General features: G+C 71.1%; 18 protein-coding genes. 8 read left to right on the top strand and 10 right to left on the bottom strand.

The window, feature by feature from the left end:
- Positions 1–73 precede the first annotated feature (73 nt).
- The 4 genes from JG616_RS07260 (at position 74) to JG616_RS07245 (ending at position 1690) form a co-directional block, all read left to right on the top strand.
- Entirely contained in the window at positions 74–280 is a 207-nt protein-coding gene (locus JG616_RS07260) for a hypothetical protein (protein WP_199362528.1), read from the top strand.
- 3 nt (positions 281–283) lie between these two features.
- Positions 284–586 carry a hypothetical protein gene (locus JG616_RS07255; protein ID WP_199362527.1) on the top strand — a complete coding sequence of 101 codons (303 nt, stop codon included), beginning with the start codon at positions 284–286 and terminating at the stop codon, positions 584–586.
- A gap of 139 nt (positions 587–725) precedes the next feature.
- Positions 726–1325, top strand: a complete 600-nt coding sequence (locus tag JG616_RS07250; protein ID WP_199392154.1) for a hypothetical protein — start codon at positions 726–728, stop codon at positions 1323–1325.
- A gap of 47 nt (positions 1326–1372) precedes the next feature.
- Positions 1373–1690 carry a hypothetical protein gene (locus JG616_RS07245; protein WP_189498326.1) on the top strand — a complete coding sequence of 106 codons (318 nt, stop codon included), beginning with the start codon at positions 1373–1375 and terminating at the stop codon, positions 1688–1690.
- A 610-nt stretch (positions 1691–2300) separates the two neighbouring features.
- Here JG616_RS07245 and JG616_RS07240 read toward each other — a convergent pair.
- The 4 genes from JG616_RS07240 to JG616_RS07225 form a co-directional block, all read right to left on the bottom strand.
- Positions 2301–2945, bottom strand: coding sequence for a hypothetical protein (locus JG616_RS07240; RefSeq protein ID WP_199392153.1), 645 nt, complete (start codon positions 2943–2945; stop codon positions 2301–2303).
- A 65-nt stretch (positions 2946–3010) separates the two neighbouring features.
- Positions 3011–4441, bottom strand: coding sequence for a hypothetical protein (locus tag JG616_RS07235; protein ID WP_199362524.1), 1431 nt, complete (start codon positions 4439–4441; stop codon positions 3011–3013).
- A gap of 248 nt (positions 4442–4689) precedes the next feature.
- Positions 4690–5610: a 5'-nucleotidase, lipoprotein e(P4) family gene (locus tag JG616_RS07230; protein WP_199392152.1), complete on the bottom strand. Its 921-nt coding sequence runs from the start codon at positions 5608–5610 to the stop codon at positions 4690–4692.
- Between the two features lie 205 nt (positions 5611–5815).
- Positions 5816–7792 carry a UvrD-helicase domain-containing protein gene (locus tag JG616_RS07225; RefSeq protein ID WP_199392151.1) on the bottom strand — a complete coding sequence of 659 codons (1977 nt, stop codon included), beginning with the start codon at positions 7790–7792 and terminating at the stop codon, positions 5816–5818.
- 94 nt (positions 7793–7886) lie between these two features.
- Here JG616_RS07225 and JG616_RS07220 point away from each other — a divergent pair, with 94 nt between their 5' ends.
- A complete protein-coding gene (locus JG616_RS07220) occupies positions 7887–8510 on the top strand; it encodes a thymidine kinase (RefSeq protein WP_199362521.1) in 624 nt (207 codons plus the stop codon).
- 8 nt (positions 8511–8518) lie between these two features.
- Here JG616_RS07220 and JG616_RS07215 read toward each other — a convergent pair whose 3' ends face one another.
- The 3 genes from JG616_RS07215 to mutM are packed head-to-tail and all read right to left on the bottom strand — an operon-like array spanning position 8519 to position 12808.
- Positions 8519–11359 (bottom strand): serine/threonine-protein kinase, encoded by a 2841-nt coding sequence (locus JG616_RS07215; RefSeq protein ID WP_199362520.1) that lies wholly within the window; start codon positions 11357–11359, stop codon positions 8519–8521.
- 24 nt (positions 11360–11383) lie between these two features.
- Entirely contained in the window at positions 11384–11947 is a 564-nt protein-coding gene (locus tag JG616_RS07210) for an ECF-type sigma factor (protein ID WP_199362519.1), read from the bottom strand.
- A 36-nt stretch (positions 11948–11983) separates the two neighbouring features.
- Entirely contained in the window at positions 11984–12808 is an 825-nt protein-coding gene (gene mutM / locus JG616_RS07205) for a bifunctional DNA-formamidopyrimidine glycosylase/DNA-(apurinic or apyrimidinic site) lyase (RefSeq protein ID WP_199362518.1), read from the bottom strand.
- Between the two features lie 142 nt (positions 12809–12950).
- On the opposite strand from mutM, the gene JG616_RS07200 reads away from it, so the two are divergent.
- The 3 genes from JG616_RS07200 (at position 12951) to JG616_RS07190 (ending at position 15856) form a co-directional block, all read left to right on the top strand.
- Positions 12951–14159, top strand: coding sequence for a fatty acid desaturase (locus tag JG616_RS07200; protein ID WP_199392150.1), 1209 nt, complete (start codon positions 12951–12953; stop codon positions 14157–14159).
- Positions 14160–14162: 3 nt separating this feature from the next.
- Positions 14163–14504: a hypothetical protein gene (locus JG616_RS07195; RefSeq protein WP_199392149.1), complete on the top strand. Its 342-nt coding sequence runs from the start codon at positions 14163–14165 to the stop codon at positions 14502–14504.
- Positions 14505–14596: 92 nt separating this feature from the next.
- Complete coding sequence (locus tag JG616_RS07190) at positions 14597–15856, top strand: putative Na+/H+ antiporter (protein ID WP_199362515.1); 1260 nt, start codon at positions 14597–14599, stop codon at positions 15854–15856.
- Positions 15857–15931: 75 nt separating this feature from the next.
- Here JG616_RS07190 and JG616_RS07185 read toward each other — a convergent pair whose 3' ends face one another.
- From JG616_RS07185 to JG616_RS07175, 3 genes are all read right to left on the bottom strand, one after another.
- On the bottom strand, positions 15932–16450 hold the full coding sequence (locus JG616_RS07185) for a hypothetical protein (protein WP_199392148.1): 519 nt from the start codon (positions 16448–16450) through the stop codon (positions 15932–15934).
- A gap of 135 nt (positions 16451–16585) precedes the next feature.
- Positions 16586–18361: a sodium:solute symporter family protein gene (locus JG616_RS07180; protein WP_199392147.1), complete on the bottom strand. Its 1776-nt coding sequence runs from the start codon at positions 18359–18361 to the stop codon at positions 16586–16588.
- A 12-nt stretch (positions 18362–18373) separates the two neighbouring features.
- On the bottom strand, positions 18374–18634 hold the full coding sequence (locus tag JG616_RS07175) for a DUF4212 domain-containing protein (protein WP_199362512.1): 261 nt from the start codon (positions 18632–18634) through the stop codon (positions 18374–18376).
- Positions 18635–18640 lie beyond the last annotated feature (6 nt).

Genomic DNA, 18640 nt, shown 5'->3' with positions numbered 1-18640 from the left:
GGCGTGCCTGCGGAAACTGCGAGCTGTGCCCGGAGTCCACCGGGTTTCCATCCACTCCAGCGAGGACAAGGATATGGGCAGTCAAATCGGTTCCATGGTCGGCAGCCTGGTCGGCACCTACTTCGGCGGTCCGCTCGGACAGGCCATCGGCCAGCAGCTGGGCTCCTGGCTCGGCGGCATCGTCGGCGAGGGCATGACCGACGCCGTGGGCTTCAACTTCGACACGATCTTCGGCGGCGCCTATTCCGGCGGCTTCGACCTCGGTTTCGGCGGCAGCTGACGGATGTCCATCGAAGCCGCACCGCCGAAGACCCGCGAGGAGCTCGTCGAGCGCCTCGCGGACCTGCGCCAGCAGGGCGTCCTCGATTCGCACGAGGAAGAGCGCCTGCTGTCGCAGTTCGATTCCATGCTGCGCGACGTCAACGAGCAGAAAGCCACGCTCGAGCCGGAGTACAAGCGGCGCGTGCGTGACGACGGGCTCGACCAGGCGAATGCCTGGCTGCGCGAGGCCGCCGCCGAGCTCGGTCGCCGCCATGGCGAGGCCACCCGCGCAATCACCGACCAGCTGCGCGTGGTCACCGGCTGATCCCGGCAGCGATTGCGCGCCGGTCCTAGGGTCGGCCCCAGTTGTCCACCGGCCCGGCCCACGCGAAGCTGCAAGCCACACGATCCAACGCCCCTTCAACGCAGGATCCCGCCACGACATGCAAGGCCAACCGCCCCCGATGAAGCCGTCCCGCCGCGCGCTCACGCCAGGCGAGCTGATGGCCAGGAGCCAGCAGCGTGGTGGCGAGCGGGCGCAGGTCGAGGCCGGCGCTTCCGCGGAGACGGCGGGGCAGGCGCTGCTCGGCCAGTTCCAGGAGTTGCTGCAGCAGGAAGGCAGCCTCGGCCATGACGACCGCGAGGAACTGGCGCGGGTCTTCGAACAGGCGCTGCAGGATTCGGCCGCGTCGCCCTCGGCGGCGGCGTCCGATGCCTTCGACGCGTCGACCTGGCGCGAGACGGTCGAGATGCTGCTCCAGGGCGGATTCGTCGAACAGGGCGAAGCCGACCACCTGATCCGTTCGCTCAACGAGGCACTGGCTCCACTGCAGCGGCGTGAGTCGCGGCTTGCGATGGAGTTCAGTCGCCGCGTCGAGGCCGAAGGCCAGGAGAAGGCGCTGGAGTGGTTCCGCCAGGCCAGCAAAGCCGGGCAGGAACCGGCGGCGGCACGCGTCCCCGGTTCCGCGGCACCGGACAGGACGACAGAGTCGCCGCTGCGCGCCGATACGGTGAATTCGAGGTCGAGGCGGTTGCGCGGGCCACCGGGCCAGGGTTGGAGCTGACCCACCCCTGATCCAACGCACACACCAACTCGAATCGGAGAAACATCATGGCTGTCGACATCACCTCTTTCGTTGCAAACGCCACCACCATGCGCGAGGCCGAGGCCCAGCTGGCGTCCGCCCGCGGCGGCGGCTGGCTGATCGCCCTGGCCCAGGTCCTCGGCAAGATCGCCGACAAGATGGGCGAGGAAATCGTCGCCAAGGCCAAGGAGATCGATACCGCCGGTCCCGAAGCCGACAACATCAACGAGCTCAACGCCGAGCTGACCGCGATGAGCCAGGTCTTCAAGATGTTCATGGAAACCGTGAGCACCGTGATCAAGACCATCGGTGAAGGCAACGCCTCGGTGGCCCGCAAGCAGTAAGCGGCCCCGGACAGAAAACGCCCTGCTTCGGCAGGGCGTTTTTTTTTGGCCTTTTTTTCGTAGATGGAAGCAACGCCCGGTGCAGCGCCCGTGGCAGCGCCCGGGGCAGCGCTCGTTGCAACGCCGCAGCGCTTTGACGCATGGCCTGCTGCCGCTCATGTCCCCCGATGCCGGCCCGCCGGGCCGGCCTCTCCTCCTTGACTTCCCGTCAGCAGGCCACGCGCCAAAGCGATGCAGGGCTGCGGGTGCGCCGTAGAAGAGCCAAAGCTGCGTTCCGTGCCGATCATCCGTGTTGCGCTCTGCGCTCTGCGCTCTGCGCTCTGCGCTCTGCGCTCTGCGCTCCGCGCTCTGCGCTCTGCGCCCTGCTCCCTGCTCCCTGCTCCCAGCGACCTGCGTCCAGCGGCCGAACCGATCCGGACTGCGGTGCGATGCCTGCTGACGGGAAGTCAAGGAGGAGGCTTCGGCCACGGGCCGAAGCCGGGGGACATGAGCGGCAGCAGGCATCGCACCGCAGCACCGCGAAGCAGCCCGCCAAACGCCCCTCCAAGCGCCCCCGAACGCCCGGCAAAACGTCCCGCCGCACGGCGTGTGCCGAACAGGCGACGCGACTCTAGTCCCGGCAGACCGGCATCCGGCGCATCACCAGCGTGCCGCCGGCGGGATCGGGAACCGGCCGGACCTCGTAGGCCACGTTCCGGCAGTTCTCCAGGTCGGCGCGGCGTGCGCGCTTGCGGGGCTCTGCCGCCGTGCGGCCTGGCTGTTGGAGATCGTAGGTGAAGCGCAGCCGGGTTCCGCGCGGCAGGCCCCCGGCGTTGGGTTCGAGCAGCTCGACCACGACGACCATGTCGAAGGCCGCGTCCGACACCTCGCCGGTCACGGTGTACGCCAGTGGATGCGCATCGCCGCCGCCGCGGATCCGGCCTTGGCGGTCGATGTCCACCCGGACGTCCCCCATCCGGCCGCTCCAGCCCCCCGCCGGGGTCAGCTTTCCGTCGAGTTCGAGGCCGGCATCGCCTTGCGGGTCTGAGATCGCGCCGATCACGCTGAGCTTCATGGCCCCGCCGCTGCCGGGGACGAAGCGCGCCGTGCCGCGGCCACGCTCGTCGTAGGCGCGGCCGCCGGGCGGGTCGACCACCACGTCGACGCGGCCTTCGTAGGCGGTCGACGGGAACCGGGGACTGGCATCGCTCCCGTGGCAGGCACCCAGCACCAGGGCGAGGGCAAGCGGGAGCATGCGGAACTTCACTGCGGGCATGGTCATCTCGTCCGGGGAACCGGGCGCGCGACGTGGTGCAACGGCATATGGCGCAACGCGGGCACTCAAGGGCGCCGCGCGCCCAGCCTCTTCGCCAGCAGCCAGGCGACCGCGGCGGTCAGCAGGCCGACCAGCGCGGAGCCGCCGGTCCAGGTGCGCGCCGAGTCGCCGAGCACCTGCCCGCCCACCGGGAGCAACGCGACGATCGCGAAGCCGAGGCAGCCGTAGGCGATGATCGCCAGCAGCCAGAACAGCCACTGCATCGTCGCCTCGCGCAGTTCGCGCTCGACCGCGGCGGGGTCACGACCGGATGCACCCGTGTGCCCCTGGGCACCGAGGGCCACGAGCAGCGACGACAGTCCGCCCTCGAGCACGCGTGGACGCCGGTCGAGGCCGCGTCGCTGCGGGCCTTCGCCGGTGTAGCCGGCGGCATCGGGCCGGACCGGCAGGCCACGGTCGTTCACCGCCAGCGGGTTGGCGGCAGCGCGGGCCTCCGCCGCCTGCGCGGCCGCGGGCAGTGCGCTGGCCATGGTGCTGCCGGCGATGGTGGCGGCTGCCGCCGCACTGGCCAGGGTGGCCGCGGTGGTCGCCGAAGCCTGGGTGGCGCCGTGCCCCGTCGCTGCAGCGGCGGTGGTCGCTGCCGCCGCGGGTGCTGTGGCAGACCGCTGCAGGTTGGCCAGGCCGGGGTCCTGCGTGCGCGGGACCAGTCCGACATCGGCCGGCCGCGCCGCCAGCTGGGCCGCGTCCGCGCGCATGCCCGGTGCGACCTGGGCGCCCTGGGCCGACACGTCCGCGCGCTGGGCTGTGGCCTGGGGAGCGCCGGCATCCGCGCGCGGGGTAGCGGGCAGTGGCACCTGCGCCGGCTGGGCCAGCTGCTGCGCCGACATCGGAGTCGCCGCGCCCGCCAGCAGGCCATTCGCCAGGCCGCCCTGTCCGGGGGCGCCGGCTTGTGGCGAGCCCGGGACCTGCGGGCCTTGCGGTACCACCGGCTGGTGCACGGGCACCTGACGGGGGCCGCCCAGCACGTCGCGGATCACCTGTCCCGGTGCCAGCGGCAGCGGGCGTTCGCCGCCCTGGCCGGGCGCAGGCGCGGGCGCACCGGGACCGGGCCTTCCGGCATCCCAGCCGCTGCCGTTGGGGCGCTCCGCGCCGGGCGCCGGGTTGCCGGGCCCCTGCGGGCGTTCCGGGCCGGGACCCCAGCCGGTGCCAGCCGGTCGCTCGACGCCCGGCGGCATGCCGGGAGGCGCGGGTGCGAGTCCTGGCGGCGGGCCCGGTATTGGCCCGCCCTGGCGCAGCAGTCCGGGCGGGCCGAGGCCATCGGGGCCCTGGCCGCGCGCGCCGGGTTCGGGACGACCCGGGAAGCCCCTGTGGCCTTCGCCCCGGTGTGCCTGCTCGTGCGGGCTGCCCCAGGACATGTTGTGCGGCGCAGGCAGGCCCGCGGGCCCCTTGCCCAAGGGGCCGGGCAGATTGCTGATGACCCTGTCGATGATGGACATCGGTGCCTCGCAGCTGCGTGGGCGGCAACCCCCCGTTGTTCCCAACACACGGTAGGCGCTGTCGTCCCGGACTGCAGCCTCGGGTCAACCCGAGGTCGGCCGGGCTTCGGGCATAAAAAACGGGAGGCCGAGGGGCCTCCCGTGAAAACCGGCCGAAGCCGGAGGACTATGTTGTGGCGCGCCCAGCCTACCGCCGGGCGAATCCTTATGCAATACCTGAGGAGTACGCGTCTATCTGATTGAATTGACTAGCGATCAGTGCGCAGGGCTTCACGCTTCCGCGCGCGCCGGGAGTCCCGGGGAAGCGACCGCGCATTGTCGAACGCCGCGGATTCCCAGCTGCCATAGGTCGGGTTCGGCAGCACCCACCAGCGCGCGCCAAACCAGTCGCGATGGTCGGCATGCAGGGCGGCGTGCTGCGCCGGCGTGTTCGCGCCCGCCTGGACGAAGTCGCCCAGCTGGTCGCCGAACTGCATGAGCACACGGTGCGTGCGCCCCACCAGCTGCCGGCGACAGGTCTTGCCAGATCCCGCCTGCTCGCAGCCGGGCACGTCCAGGCCCAGGCCGAGGAACACCTCTCCATGCTGGACCGGCAGGCCCTGGCTGCGCAGGTTGTCCAGCGTCGCTCCGGTCAGCGCCGCGCTGCGGTTGGAGATGTAGAACACGGTGATGCCCTTGGCCGCCGCCGCGCGGGTGAAGTCGAGGGCGCCGGGAACCGGGATCGCCTTGCGCTCCTCGACCCAGGCGTCCCACGCGGGATCCGAGAACTCCTGGCCGTCGACGACCAGGCGCGCCTGGTAGGCGGAGTTGTCGAGCACGGTCTCGTCGATGTCGAGGATCACCGCCGGCGGCAGGTTCGAGGCGTCGCCGGCGGCGCTGCGCTCGGCGGCGACAAGGGCGTCCCAGGAGCGGTCGGCCAGGGCCGCGTCGAGGCGCTCGGTGGCGGCGCGGAACACCGACTCCGAAAGCGCGCGGTATTCCACCGAGCGCTGCACCCAGAGCACCGCGTTGAGGTTGTCGTCGGCCGGGACGGCGGCGGAGGACGCTGCCCCGGCGTGGGGCGCGGGGGTGGTGCCGTCGACCGGCAGGCTGCGGCAGCCGGCCAGCGCCAGGGCCGCGGCCAGCAGCGTGGCGGCACGGAGGGAGTTCTGGGACGACTGCAGGCGCATGGCGGACACCGTGTGCGGAAACGGTCCCAAGTCTATCCGAGCGCCCAGGAGTCCCGGCCCGCCACGCCCCTGGCCGCCACCGCCCCTGTAGGAGCAGCTATAGCTGCGATCGTGGTGCCAAGACCAGCGCGATCGCTCGCAGGGAACCGCATCGCAGCCATAGCTGCTCCTACAGGGGCGCGGAGGGCAGCGGCGGGCGCGGCGGTCAGCCCTCGAGCATCGCCCGGATCGCCGCGAAGCCGACGTCGGCGCGCTCCTTCTTGCGCGCGGCGTCCGCCACCGGGTCGGCGCCGTCGCGCTGCAGCTCGGCGGCGGGCAGCTCGGCGAGGAAGCGGCTCGGCACCAGCTTCAGACGCTCGCCCCAGCGCTGCGATTCGCGCGGGTAGGACAGCCACAGTTGCTCCTTGGCACGGGTGATGCCGACGTAGAGCAGGCGCCGCTCCTCGTCGATGCGGCCCTCCTCGACGCTGGCCTCGTGCGGAAGGGTGTCGTCGTCCACGCCGATGATGAAGACGTAGCGGAACTCCAGGCCCTTGGCCGCGTGCAGGCTCATCAGCCGCACCTGGTTGCCCGGCTCGCCCTTGTCGGCGTGGCTCAGCAGCGCCAGCGACGCGGCCAGCTCGCCGGGGCCGGCGCCGCCGCGGGCGCCATCGAACCAGTCGGCGAGCTCGTCGAGGTTGCCGCGGCGGATGCGGAACATCTCCTCGGTCTTGCACTGCGCGCGCAGCGCCGCGAGCAGGCCGGAGCGCTCGTTGAGCACGCGTACCAGCTCCGCGGGCGACAGGCGGAACGCCTCCGCGCGCAGTCCGCGGACCAGGTCGGCGAAGGCCGACAGCGACGATGCCGCACGCGGCGCCAGCTGCTTGAGCAGGCCGACCGACTCGATCGCCCGCGACATCGGCATGCCCGCGTTGCGCGAGAGTTCCGCCAGCTTCGCCAGCGTGGTCTGGCCCACGCCGCGGCCGGGCGCCTGCACCGCGCGCAGGAAGGCCGCGTCGTCGTCCGGGTTGGCCAGCATGCGCAGCCAGGCCAGCGCGTCCTTGACCTCGCCGCGGTCCAGGAAGGCGGTGCCGCCGGACAGGTGGTAGGGCACGCGCAGCATCTGCAGCGCCTTCTCCAGCGCGCGCGACTGGTAGTTGCTGCGGAACAGAATGCAGAACTCGCTCCACTCGACCTTGCGCGCGGCGTTGACGAACTGGATCTCGGCGGCCACCCGCTCGGCCTCGTGCGCCGCGTCGCGGCACTCCCAGATGCGGATGCGCTCGCCGTCGGCCTGCGCGCTCCACAGGGTCTTCAGGTGCTCGTGCGGGTTGTTGGCGATCAGCGTGTTGGCCGCGCGCAGCACGCGGTTGGAGCAGCGGTAGTTCTGCTCGAGCTTCACCACCCGCAGCGCCGGATAGTCGCGCGCCATCTGCGACAGGTTCTCGGGATTGGCGCCGCGCCAGGCATAGATCGACTGGTCGTCGTCGCCCACGCAGGTGAAGTTGCCCTTGTCGCCGGCCAGCGCCTTGAGCAGCCGGTACTGGGCGTCATTGGTGTCCTGGCACTCGTCGACCAGCAGGTAGCCGATGCGCTCGCGCCAGCCCAGCGCGCAGTCCTCGTGGGTTTCCAGCAGCTCCACCGGCAGCCGGATCAGGTCGTCGAAATCCACCGCGTTGAACGCGGCCAGGCGGGCCTGGTAGAGCTCGTACACCATTGCCGCCTCGTGCTCGGGCGTGGAGCGCGCCAGCGCGCGCGCCTGCTCCGGCGACAGCCCCTGGTTCTTCGCCCGCGACACCAGGCCCTGCATCGCCTGCACGGCGTCAGGCTTGGCACCGGGCATCAGGTCCTTGAACTGGGCCATCGAATCGTCGGAATCGAAGATCGAGAAGCCGCGCCGCAGGCCCGCGCGCTCGTGCTCGATCTGCAGCATGCGCAGGCCGAGCGCGTGGAAGGTCGAGACGGTCAGGCCTTCGGCGGCGTCGCCTCGGATGCGCTTGGCGACACGCTCGCGCATTTCCTTCGCCGACTTGTTGGTGAAGGTAATCGCGGCGATCCGCTTGGCCGGGTAGCGCCCGGAGCCGATCAGGTGCGCCATCTTCTCGACGATCACGCGGGTCTTGCCGCTGCCGGCGCCGGCGAGGACGAGCAGGGGACCTTCGCAGTGCGCGACCGCGGCCTGTTGCTGGGGATTGAGGGACATCGTGCCGGAGGGAATCGCTGGCCGGCCATTCTATCGGCCGCGGCGGCCCCGGGCCGGGGTCCCGTCCCACCCGCGCCGGTCTTAAACTTCGCCCATGGCCAAGCTCTACTTCTACTACTCGGCGATGAATGCGGGGAAGACCACCACCCTGCTGCAGTCCGCGCACAACTACCGCGAGCGCGGGATGCGCGTGCTGATCCTGGCGCCGGCCCTGGACGATCGCGCTGGCCGCGGGACGGTCGCCTCGCGGATCGGGCTGCAGGCCGAGGCCCGCACCTTCGGGCCGGGCGACGACCTGCAGGCGATGGTGCGCGAGGACATCGACGCCCGTGGCCGCCTGCACTGCGTGCTCGTCGACGAGGCGCAGTTCCTGTCGCGCCCGCAGGTCTGGCAGCTGTCCGAGGTGGTGGACGCGTTCGGCGTGCCGGCGCTCTGCTACGGGCTGCGCACAGACTTCCGCGGCGAGCTGTTCGAGGGCAGCCGCTACCTGCTGGCCTGGGCCGACGAGATCCAGGAGATCAAGACCATCTGCCACAGCGGCAGCAAGGCGATCATGACCGTGCGCGTCGATGACCAGGGCCACGCGGTGCAGGACGGTCCGCAGGTGGAGATCGGCGGCAACGAGCGCTATGTCTCGGTCAGCCGCGCCGAGTTCAAGCGCATCGTGCGCGGCGAGGGCCGGATCGACCCCGCGCAGCAGCAACTGCCGCTGGGCTGAAGCCGCTCCTACAGAGGCGCGTCGCAGCGCCGCTGCCACCGCTCCACCTCGCGCACGACCGAGCCGCCTTCGGGCCGCGCCATCCGCACCTGCTGGCCGAGGCCGGTGAAGATGGCCATCGACTCCGCGCGCCGCGGGCCGTCGCAGCGCAGCGCGGCGGCGCTGGCGCGCGCCAGCCAGGCCACCTTGCGCAGTTCGGCATCGGCTTCGCCCAGGCCGGCGAGCTGGTCCAGGCGGGCCAGCGCGCCCTCGGTGCCGAGCCGCGCTTCCAGCTGGGCCAGCGCGAGTTCCGCCCGCCGGCTCACCGGGTGGGTCGCGCCGTAGGACGCGCTGGTCAGCGCCACCGCCCGGCGCAGCGCGGCCAGGGCCGCGTCGTCGCGCCCGCGCGCGGCTTCGACCTCGCCCAGCAGGCGCAAGGTCGCGCCGACCAGGCCGTGGTCGCGCCCGAAGTGTTCGGCGCGCAGGCGCAGCGATTCCTGCAGCAGCGTGGCGGCGCGCGCCTGGTCGCCGAGCTCGTGCAGGACCATGGCCTCGTTGAACAGCCCGGCGGCGAGCAGGGTGGCGGCGCCGCGCTCGCGCCAGATCGCATTGGCCTCGCGCAGGCCCGAGAGCGCGCCGTCGAAATCGCCGCGCTCCCAGGCCACGATCGCCAGGCTGTTGGCGTTGCGGGCGACGTCGCTGTGCCGGCTGCCCAGGCGGGCCAGCAGCCAGGCGTGGGCGTCGCGGAAGACCACCTCGGCTTCGCCCAGGCGTCCGTCGTCGACCAGCAGCGCGGCCAGCTGGCGGCGCACGTCGACGGTGGCGTGGTGCTGGGCGCCGCGGATCTCGAGCGCGAGGTCGAGCGCTTCGCGGCAGTCGGCCTCGGCGGCGCGCAGGTCGCCGAGCTCGCGGTGCAGCGAGCAGGTGGCGCGCAGGATGTCGATCGCCAGCGGGTGCCGCGCGCCGACGTTCCGGCGCAGCAGGCCCAGGGCGACGTGCTGCTCGCGCAGGGCGAGCACGCTGTCGCCGGTGGCCGCGCGCAGCACGGCCAGGTCGACCAGGCTTTCGACCACGTCGGCCTCGTGCTGGGGGATCGAGCGGCGGATCGCCAGCGCACGCTGGAAACCCGCGCGCGCGGCATCGAACCCGCCCTCGTCGCGCTGGCAGCGGGCCAGCTGCCCATGGAAGTCCGCGACCACCGCCGGAAGGCGCTCCTGTTCGCGCAGCGCCAGCGGCAGCAGCGGCTGCATTGCCGCGCTGCAGGCCCCGGCCTGTCCGAGCAGGCGGCGGGTGCGGCCGATGTCGGTCGCCGCCTGCAGGCGCAGCCCGGGCGGCGGCGATTCGATGCCGGCGATCACCGTGCCCTGGCGCTGCTGCAGGGCCAGGGCCTGGGCGTAGTCGCCGAGCCCGGCGCGCAGGCGCGCGATCACGCCCAGCAGTTCGGCCAGCGCCACCGGCTGCTGGGCGAGTTCCAGTTCGCCGCGGCGCACGCCTTCCTCGAGCAGGCGGCGGATGTCGAGCGGCGCGCCGCCGGGCGTGCTGCCCGCGTTCTCGAACAGGCCGACCATGAAGTTCTGCAGCGCGCGGGCGCGCGCGGCCTGCTGGACCGCCTGCTGCGCCTGCCACAGCACCATCGCCAGGGCGGCCACGAGCACCACGACGATCGCCGCCCCGGTGCCGAGCGCCCAGCGGTGGCGCGCGACGTACTTGCGCACGCGGTAGGACAGCGCCTGGGGCCGCGCGCGCACCGGCTTGCCGTCGAGGTGGCGGCGGATGTCCTGCGACAGCGCCTCGACCGACGAATAGCGCAGCTCGGGGGCCTTGGACATCGCCTTGAGCACGATGTTGTCGAGGTCTCCGGCGATCCGGCGGGCCTCGCGCCGCAGCTGCGCCGCGGGCCGCGTCGGGGCGGCCCCGCTGCCGGCTTCGTCGGTCGCCGCGTCGCCGCGCTGCAGCGCCAGCGAGGGCCGCATCGGTTCGGCGCTGAGGATCGCCTCCTCCCACTCGGCGTCGCTGCGGCGCCGCGGCCGGTAGGGCTTGCAGCCGGCCAGCATCTCGTACAGCACCACGCCCAGCGAATAGATGTCGGTCATCGTGGTGACCGGTTCGCCGCGCACCTGCTCGGGCGCGGCGTAGTGAAGGGTGAAGGCGCGCACGTCGGTGCGGGTGCCCTCGCTGCCGACGTCGGGCGTGTCCAGCAGCTTGGCGATGCCGAAGTCGAGCAGGCGCACCTCGTCGAGCGGGGTCACCAGGATGTTCGAGGGCTTCAGGTCGCGGTGCACGATCAGGTTGGCGTGCGCGTGGCTGACCGCCTCGCAGACCTGCAGGAACAGGCGCAGCCGGGCCTCCACGGTCGGCTCGCGCAGGCGGCACCAGTCGGTGATCGGCTCGCCGTCGACGTAGTCCAACGCCAGGTAGGGCTGCTGGTCGCTGCTGATGCCGGCATCGAGCAGGCGGGCGATGTGGGCGTGTTCGAGCCGCGCCAGGATCTGCCGTTCGCGGGTGAAGCGCAGCCGCAGGTTGGGATCGGCCAGGCCCGGGCGCAGCAGCTTCAGCGCCACCCGGCGCTCGTACAGGCCGTCGGCGCGGCTGGCCAGCCAGACCTGGCCCATGCCGCCCTCGCCGATCAGGCGCTCCAGCCGGTAGGGCCCGATGACCGCGTGGGCGCGCGCCAGCGGCAGCTGCGAGACCACCGGCTCGGACAGGAAGTCCTCCTGGCCCTCCTCGAGTTCGAGCAGGCTTTCCAGCTCACCGGCGAGCGTCGGGTCTTCGCTCCTCAGCGCGGCCAGGCGCTGCGTGCGCGGGCCGGGCTCGAGCTCGAGCAGGGCGTCGAGCAGCGGGGACAGGCGTTGCCAGCGGTCCGGATCCATGGCCGCGCGCTGGCCGGCGGCCCGTCAGTCCGACTTCAGCGACGCGAGCAGGTACAGCCGCGCCTTCTGCCAGTCACGGCGGATGCTGCGCTCCGAGCGGTCGAGCAGCTCGGCGATCTCGACCTCGGACAGGCCGGCGAAGTAGCGCAGCTCGACCACGCGGGCGAGCCGCTGGTCGACGGCGGCCAGCCGCGTGAGCGCGACGTCCAGCGCCAGCATGTCCTCGTCCAGGCGCAGGCCGCCCTCGATGTCCTCGGGCAGGTCGGTGACGCGATGCAGGTCGCCGCCGCGCTTCTGCGCCATGCGCTGGCGCGCGTAGTCGACGACCACGCTGCGCATGGCCGAGGCGGCATAGGCGAAGAAGTGCGCGCGGTCGTCGAACTGGGCCTCGCGCCGGCCGATCAGCTTGAGATAGGCCTCGTGCACCAGCGCGGTGGCATCCAGCGTCTGGCCGTACTGCCCCGCCAGCTGGCGCCGCGCCATGCTGTGCAGTTCCTGGTAGAGCGTGGCCAGCACGCTGTCGAGCGCGCCGCGGTCCCCGCCGCGGGCGGCATCCAGCAACAGGGTGATCTCAGCGGTTCCGGCCATGGCACTCCCCTCGAGGGCCGATCATAGCGCCTGCGCTCAGCGCTGGCAGGTTCCGCACCAGACCGTGGCCCGCTGGGCCACCATCGCCTGGCGCATCGGCCGCCCGCAGCGCGGGCAGGGCTCGCCGCCCCGACCATAGGCCGAGAGCTCCTGTTCGAAGTAGCCGGGGGCGCCGTCCGGCGCGAGGAAGTCGCGCAGGGTGGTCCCGCCGCGGGTGATCGCGCGCGCCAGCACGGCGCGGATCTCGTCGGCGATGCGCGCGTAGCGCTCGCGCGAGACCTTGCCCGCGGCGCGCAGCGGCGAGACGCCGGCGGCGAACAGCGCTTCGGCGACATAGATGTTGCCCACGCCCACCACCACCCGCTGGTCCATGAGGAAGGCCTTGACCGGCCCACGGCGGCCGCGGCTCAGCCTGAACAGGTGGTCGCCGTCGAAGGTGTCGCCCAGCGGCTCGGGTCCCAGTCCGGCAAGGAGCGGATGGTCCTCGCCGGGAGGCTGCCAGAGCAGGCAGCCGAAGCGTCTCGGGTCGTTGAGGCGGAGCACGCGTTCCACGCCATCGCGGGCCGCCAGCGCGATGTCCACGTGGTCATGGAGCCGCGGCGGGGCGTCGGCCGGCAGCACGCGCAGGCTGCCCGACATCCCCAGGTGCAGCAGGGCGCTGCCGGCGTCGGTGTCCAGCAGCAGGTACTTGGCGCGGCGGCGCACGGCGTCGATGCGCTGCCCCGGGAGCCGGTCGACGACCTCGGGCGGGATCGGCCAGCGCAGGTCGGGGCGGCGCAGCAGCACCCGCTCCACGCGGGCGCCCTCGAGGTGGGGCGCCAGGCCGCGGCGGGTGGTCTCGACTTCGGGCAGTTCGGGCATGTGCCGAGCGTGGGGGCGGCCGCCCGCGGTCGCAAGCCGCACACCTTCGTGAACGACCGCGCGCGATGTGCGGGCGCGGGGTGGCAATCGACGCAGGCGCATTCCATGATGACGGTCGAATTCCCGCACAACTGTCCACGCCATGCTCGCTTCCCTGCTCGACTTCCTTGCCGGCGGCCTCGTCCAGTCCGGTTTCTGGGGCCTGTTGGCCTATTTGCTGGTGGTCACGCAGCTCACCATCTTCACCGTGACGCTGTACCTGCACCGCAGCCAGACCCATCGCGGCGTCGACTTCCACCCGGTGGTGTCGCACTTCTTCCGCTTCTGGTGCTGGCTCACCACGTCGATGATCACCAAGGAATGGGTGGCCATCCACCGCAAGCACCACGCGCGCTGCGAGACCGAGGAAGACCCGCACAGCCCCATGCACAAGGGCATCAAGGAGGTCTTCTGGAAGGGCGCGGAGCTGTACCGCGAAGCCCGCGCCAACCGCGCCGACATGGAGCAGTACGGCCGCGGCACGCCCGACGACTGGATCGAGCGCACGCTCTACACCCCGCATGCCAACCTCGGCCCGGTGCTGATGCTGGCGATCAACTTCAGCCTGTTCGGCGCCGGGGGCGTGGCGATCTGGGCCATCCAGATGCTGTGGATCCCGTTCTGGGCCGCGGGCGTGGTCAATGGCCTGGGCCACTGGTGGGGCTACCGCAACTTCGAGACCACCGACACCGCCACCAACCTCAGCCCCTGGGCGGTGTGGATCGGCGGCGAAGAGCTGCACAACAACCACCACGCCTTCCCGAGCTCGGCCAAGTTCGCCCTGCGCCGCTGGGAGTTCGACATCGGCTGGGCGGTGATCAAGGGCCTGCAGGCCGTGGGACTGGCCAAGGTGCTGCGCGTGGCGCCGTCGCTCGACGTCCGTCCGAACATCCACGTGCCCGACGGCGACACGCTGAAGGCACTGCTGGCGCTGCGCTTCCAGGCGATGACCGACTACCAGCGGCGCGTGCTCAAGCCCGCCCTGCGTGAAGAGGCGGCGGCGGCCGGCGCGCGGCTGCGCGCCCTGCTGCCGCGCAAGCTCCGCCGCGGCCTGGTCGACGACGGCCGCTGGCTCAATCCCGACGCGCGCGAACAGCTGCGCGACTGGGTCGAGCAGCGCCCGCGCATCCGCACCGTGGTCGAGTACCGCGCGCGCCTGGCGGCGGTCCTGGAGACGCGCAGCCACGACGCGGCCGAATCGCTGGCCAACCTGCAGGCCTGGTGCCGCGAGGCCGAGGCCAGCGGCATCCGCGCGCTGCAGGACTATGCCGCGCGGCTGAAGGGTTACTCGCTGCAGCCCGCGCGCGGCTGAGGCATGCGCGCGCGGGTGCTCGCCGGCTGCATCGTGCTCGTGGCGGCACTGCCCGTGCCTTCGCCGGCCCAGGTGATGGCCACCGCCGACTACCTCGCGCGCATGGACGGCGACGCAGACGGTCGCGTTTCACTGGGCGAGTACCAGGCGTGGATGAGCTATGCCTTCGACGGCATGGACCGCGATGGCGATGGCGTCCTGGCGGCGCATGAGCAACCCGGCGGCAAGGGACCCCCGCTGCCGCGCGCGGTCCACCTCGCCCGCCTTGCCGAACGGTTCGGCAGGCAGGACGCGAACGGAGACGGCTGGCTCGACGCCAGGGAACTCGCCGCACCGCCGCGCTAGCGCCACACGGGTCGCGACCTTGGTCGCAGGCCGGGGCACGGGGTGGCCGGCATGGCTAGGATGTCGGAACGTCCCAGGGGAGCTGACGGACCGTGAACGCGACGCCGATCGAACTCGTGGCCACCGTGCTGTTCGCACTCGCCGTGGCCCACACCTTCAGCACGAAGTATTTCCAGCGCCTGGCCGATCGCCAGCCCGCGCATTCCGGCATCTGGCACCTGCTGGCCGAGGTGGAGGTCGTATTCGGCGCCTGGGCCATGCTCTTCATCGTGGTGATGATGGCGCTCGTGGGGCCGTCGCAGGCCACCGCCTACGTGGAGTCGCGCAACTTCACCGAGCCGATGTTCGTGTTCGCGATCATGGTGATCGCGGGCACGCGGCCGATCCTCTGGCTCGCCACCCACCTGGTGGACGGCCTGGCCAGGCTGCTGCCCTGGCGCAACGGCCTGGAGTTCTGCTTCAGCGTGCTCGCGCTGGTGCCCCTGCTGGGTTCGTTCATCACCGAACCGGCGGCGATGACGCTGGCGGCGATGCTGCTGTCCCGTCGCGTCTATGTGGCGGACATCTCGACGCGTGCTCGCTACGCGCTGCTGGGGACGCTGTTCGTCAACATCTCGATCGGCGGCGTGCTGACGCCGTTCGCGGCACCGCCGGTATTGATGGTGGCGGGCAAGTGGAACTGGGACCTCGCCTTCATGCTGACCCACTTCGGCTGGAAGGCCGCGCTGGCGGTGGTGGTGAACGCGGCACTGGTGGTGTTCGTGTTCCGGAAGGAACTCGGGACCCTGAAGACCGGGGAAGCCGGCACGCGGCCGGACGCGATGCCGCCCTGGGTCGTGGCGCTGCACGTGGTCTTCCTCGTGGGCCTGGTGGTGTTCGCGCACCACCCGGCGATGTTCATGGGGATCTTCCTGCTGTTCATGGGCGTGGCCACGGCCTACAAGCGCTTCCAGGACCGCCTGATCCTGCGCGAAGGCCTGTTGGTGGCGTTCTTCCTCGCCGGCCTGGTGGTGCTGGGTGGCCAGCAGCGCTGGTGGCTGCAGCCGCTGCTGATGGACATGAGCACGGACGCGGTGTTCTTCGGGGCGACGGCCCTCACCGCCATCACCGACAACGCCGCGCTGACCTACCTCGGGTCGCTGGTGGAAGGCCTGAGCGATGAATTCAAGTACATGCTGGTGGCCGGCGCGGTGGCGGGTGGCGGCTTGACGGTGATCGCGAACGCGCCCAACCCGGCCGGCATGTCGATCGTGCGCCGGCATTTCAAGGAGCAGACCGTGCATCCGCTCGGACTGCTGCTCGCGGCGCTGCCCCCGACGCTGGTCGCGATCGTGGCGCTGCGCTGGCTCTAGCGCTTCAACACGGCCATCCTGCCACCTTCGCGTATTCCGACCGTGGCGCTGTGCTGGCGGCAGAGCGTCGGGCCGTCAGTTGCCGCAGGCGTTGCGCAGCACCGGGTCGTCGGCTGAGAGTTGCAGCCAGTTGGCATTTTCCAGGCCGCCGTCGGTACCGAGCTCGACCTGGTCGAGCAGGTCCGCGCGGCGATGCGCCGTGCAGTCGAACACCACGCCGTACTGCCGCATCGGCTCCCAGCGTCCGGCAAGGATGACGCGCGTCAGCACCTGTCCAGGGGCATCCGCATGGTGGCGGTCGAAGCGGTGGTCGACCGCGATCAGGCGGTTGGTCAGGGGCACCACGTAGGTCCAGGGCCGGTACCACGAGCGGACCTGGTTGGTCGAGGCCACCTGCACGCTCTCAGGGAAGGTGCCGGTGGTGCGCTCGAGCCACGAGTACTCCAGCCAGATCGCCATCAGCAGCATGCCGGCTCCCGCTGCTGCGGGAACGATCCACTGCGGCAGGCGCCTGCGCGTGGCGATGTTGACGGAAAGCGCGATGCCGGCCAGGCCGAAGCCCGCGGCGATGATGGCGATGAACTCCAGCAGCATGGACGCTCCCCGATGCGTTGGCGGTTGGAAGAAGGTCGATTGTAGTCAGGGCCGGGCGCAGCGCGTGGCCCCGCCAAGCAGAGCGGCCCGCCCCCGTCGCCGGGAGCGGGCCGCGTTGTCACGACTGCATCGGACTCAGTGCGCGATGGCCTCGCCCGCCCCGCGTGGGACGCGGATGTCCTCGACCAGGTGCTGGATGTGCTCCGGCACCGGGGCGGTCATCTTCATCACGACGTAGGCAACGATGAAGTTGATCAGCGCGCCGATCGCGCCGAAGGCCAGCGGCGAGATGCCGAACAGCCAGTTCTCGGGGGTATCGGCCAGCATGTTGGTGCCTGCGACGAAGAACCAGCCCTTGTAGGTGAACAGGTACACGCTGGTGGAGACCAGGCCGGCCAACATGCCCGCGACCGCACCGGTGGAGTTCATCTTCGTCGAGAAGATGCCCATCATGATCGCCGGGAACAGCGAGCTTGCCGCCAGGCCGAACGCGAAGGCCACCGTCTGTGCCGCGAAGCCGGGTGGGTTCATGCCCAGCCACGTGGCGACCACGATCGCCGCCGCCATCGACACGCGTGCCGCAAGCAGTTCCCCCTTCTCGGTGATGTCGGGCTTGAACGTGCGCTTGATCAGGTCATGGCTCACCGCCGACGAGATCGCCAGCAGCAGGCCTGCCGCCGTCGACAGTGCGGCCGCCAGGCCACCGGCCGCGATCAGGGCGATCACCCACCCTGGCAGGCCCGCGATCTCCGGGTTGGCCAGCACCAGGATGTCCTGGTTGAAGGTGACCATCTCGTTGCCCTGCCAGCCGCGCTCGGCCGCCACCGTCGCGAACTCGGTGCTGCCTTCGTTGTACGACTGGATCATGCCGTCGCCGTTCTTGTCCTCGAACGCCAGCAGGCCGGTCTGTTCCCAGTTGTGCATCCAGTCCGGGCGTGCCTCGTAGGTGAGCGACGCCGGCGCACGGGTGCCTTCGGGATAGATCGTGGTCAGGATGTTGAGGCGCGCCATCGCACCCACCGCCGGCGCCACCGTGTACAGCAGGGCGATGAACACCAGCGCCCAGCCTGCCGACTTGCGCGCGTCGGACACCTTGGGAACGGTGAAGAAGCGGATGATCACGTGCGGCAGGCCCGCGGTGCCGACCATCAGGGACAGCGTGAACAGCGTCATGTTGAGCGTCGAGTCGTGCAGCCCGGTGTAGTCATTGAAGCCCAGGTCGACCAGGATCTGGTCGAGCCTGGCCAGCAGCGGCATGCCCGAATCGATGTGGGTGGAGAACAGGCCCAGCTGCGGCAACGGATTGCCGGTCAGCTGCAGGGAAATGAACACCGCCGGGATGGTGTAGGCGATGATCAGCACGATGTACTGCGCCACCTGGGTGTAGGTGATGCCCTTCATGCCGCCCAGCACCGCGTAGACGAACACCACGGCGGACGCGATCAGCAGGCCGGTGTTGGTGTCGACCTCGAGGAAGCGCGAGAACGCAACGCCAGCGCCGGTCATCTGCCCGATCACGTAGGTGATCGAGATCATCAGCAGCGCCGCCACCGCCACCAGTCGCGCGGTCCGGCTGTAGTACCGGTCGCCGATGAAGTCGGGCACGGTGAACCGGCCGAACTTGCGCAGGTACGGTGCCAGCAGCATCGCCAGCAGAACGTAGCCGCCGGTCCAGCCCATCAGGTAGGCGGAGTTGCCATAGCCGACGAAGGCGATCAGGCCCGCCATCGAGATGAACGAAGCAGCCGACATCCAGTCCGCGGCGATCGCCATGCCGTTGGTGACCGGGTGCACGCTGCGGCCGGCGGCGTAGAACTCGGACGTGGAGCCGGCGCGTGCCCAGATCGCGATGATGATGTAGAGCAGGAACGAGCCGCCGACGAAGATGAGGTTGAGAGTGAACTGATCCATGGAATGGGTCCCTTAGTCTTCTTCGTGCACGTCGTACTCGCGATCGAGCCGGTTCATGTACCAGGTGTAGTAGGCGATCAGCGCGATGAAGGTCAGGATCGAGCCCTGCTGCGCGAACCAGAAGCCCAGGTCGGTGCCGCCGATGCGGATGCCCGCGAGCAGCGGGCGCAGGATGATGGCGAACCCGTACGACACCAGCGCCCAGATCCCCATGCAGATGAAGATGATCCGCAGGTTTGCCTTCCAGTAGTTCTGTGGTGATTTCTCGGACATGTCTTT

Source organism: Luteimonas sp. MC1895 (assembly GCF_016457215.1).
Taxonomy (GTDB): domain Bacteria; phylum Pseudomonadota; class Gammaproteobacteria; order Xanthomonadales; family Xanthomonadaceae; genus Luteimonas.
Note: the sequence above shows the minus strand (reverse complement) of the source record. Positions and strands in the feature narration are given on the sequence as shown.

Bases quoted from the DNA above. Each gene is read 5' to 3' on its own strand.
- JG616_RS07260 (WP_199362528.1), top strand. From the start codon at position 74: ATGGGCAGTCAAATCGGTTCCATGGTCGGCAGCCTGGTCGGCACCTAC.
- JG616_RS07255 (WP_199362527.1), top strand. From the start codon at position 284: ATGTCCATCGAAGCCGCACCGCCGAAGACCCGCGAGGAGCTCGTCGAG.
- JG616_RS07250 (WP_199392154.1), top strand. From the start codon at position 726: ATGAAGCCGTCCCGCCGCGCGCTCACGCCAGGCGAGCTGATGGCCAGG.
- JG616_RS07245 (WP_189498326.1), top strand. From the start codon at position 1,373: ATGGCTGTCGACATCACCTCTTTCGTTGCAAACGCCACCACCATGCGC.
- JG616_RS07240 (WP_199392153.1), bottom strand. From the start codon at position 2,945: ATGCCCGCAGTGAAGTTCCGCATGCTCCCGCTTGCCCTCGCCCTGGTG.
- JG616_RS07235 (WP_199362524.1), bottom strand. From the start codon at position 4,441: ATGTCCATCATCGACAGGGTCATCAGCAATCTGCCCGGCCCCTTGGGC.
- JG616_RS07230 (WP_199392152.1), bottom strand. From the start codon at position 5,610: ATGCGCCTGCAGTCGTCCCAGAACTCCCTCCGTGCCGCCACGCTGCTG.
- JG616_RS07225 (WP_199392151.1), bottom strand. From the start codon at position 7,792: ATGTCCCTCAATCCCCAGCAACAGGCCGCGGTCGCGCACTGCGAAGGT.
- JG616_RS07220 (WP_199362521.1), top strand. From the start codon at position 7,887: ATGGCCAAGCTCTACTTCTACTACTCGGCGATGAATGCGGGGAAGACC.
- JG616_RS07215 (WP_199362520.1), bottom strand. From the start codon at position 11,359: ATGGATCCGGACCGCTGGCAACGCCTGTCCCCGCTGCTCGACGCCCTG.
- JG616_RS07210 (WP_199362519.1), bottom strand. From the start codon at position 11,947: ATGGCCGGAACCGCTGAGATCACCCTGTTGCTGGATGCCGCCCGCGGC.
- mutM (WP_199362518.1), bottom strand. From the start codon at position 12,808: ATGCCCGAACTGCCCGAAGTCGAGACCACCCGCCGCGGCCTGGCGCCC.
- JG616_RS07200 (WP_199392150.1), top strand. From the start codon at position 12,951: ATGCTCGCTTCCCTGCTCGACTTCCTTGCCGGCGGCCTCGTCCAGTCC.
- JG616_RS07195 (WP_199392149.1), top strand. From the start codon at position 14,163: ATGCGCGCGCGGGTGCTCGCCGGCTGCATCGTGCTCGTGGCGGCACTG.
- JG616_RS07185 (WP_199392148.1), bottom strand. From the start codon at position 16,450: ATGCTGCTGGAGTTCATCGCCATCATCGCCGCGGGCTTCGGCCTGGCC.
- JG616_RS07180 (WP_199392147.1), bottom strand. From the start codon at position 18,361: ATGGATCAGTTCACTCTCAACCTCATCTTCGTCGGCGGCTCGTTCCTG.
- JG616_RS07175 (WP_199362512.1), bottom strand. From the start codon at position 18,634: ATGTCCGAGAAATCACCACAGAACTACTGGAAGGCAAACCTGCGGATC.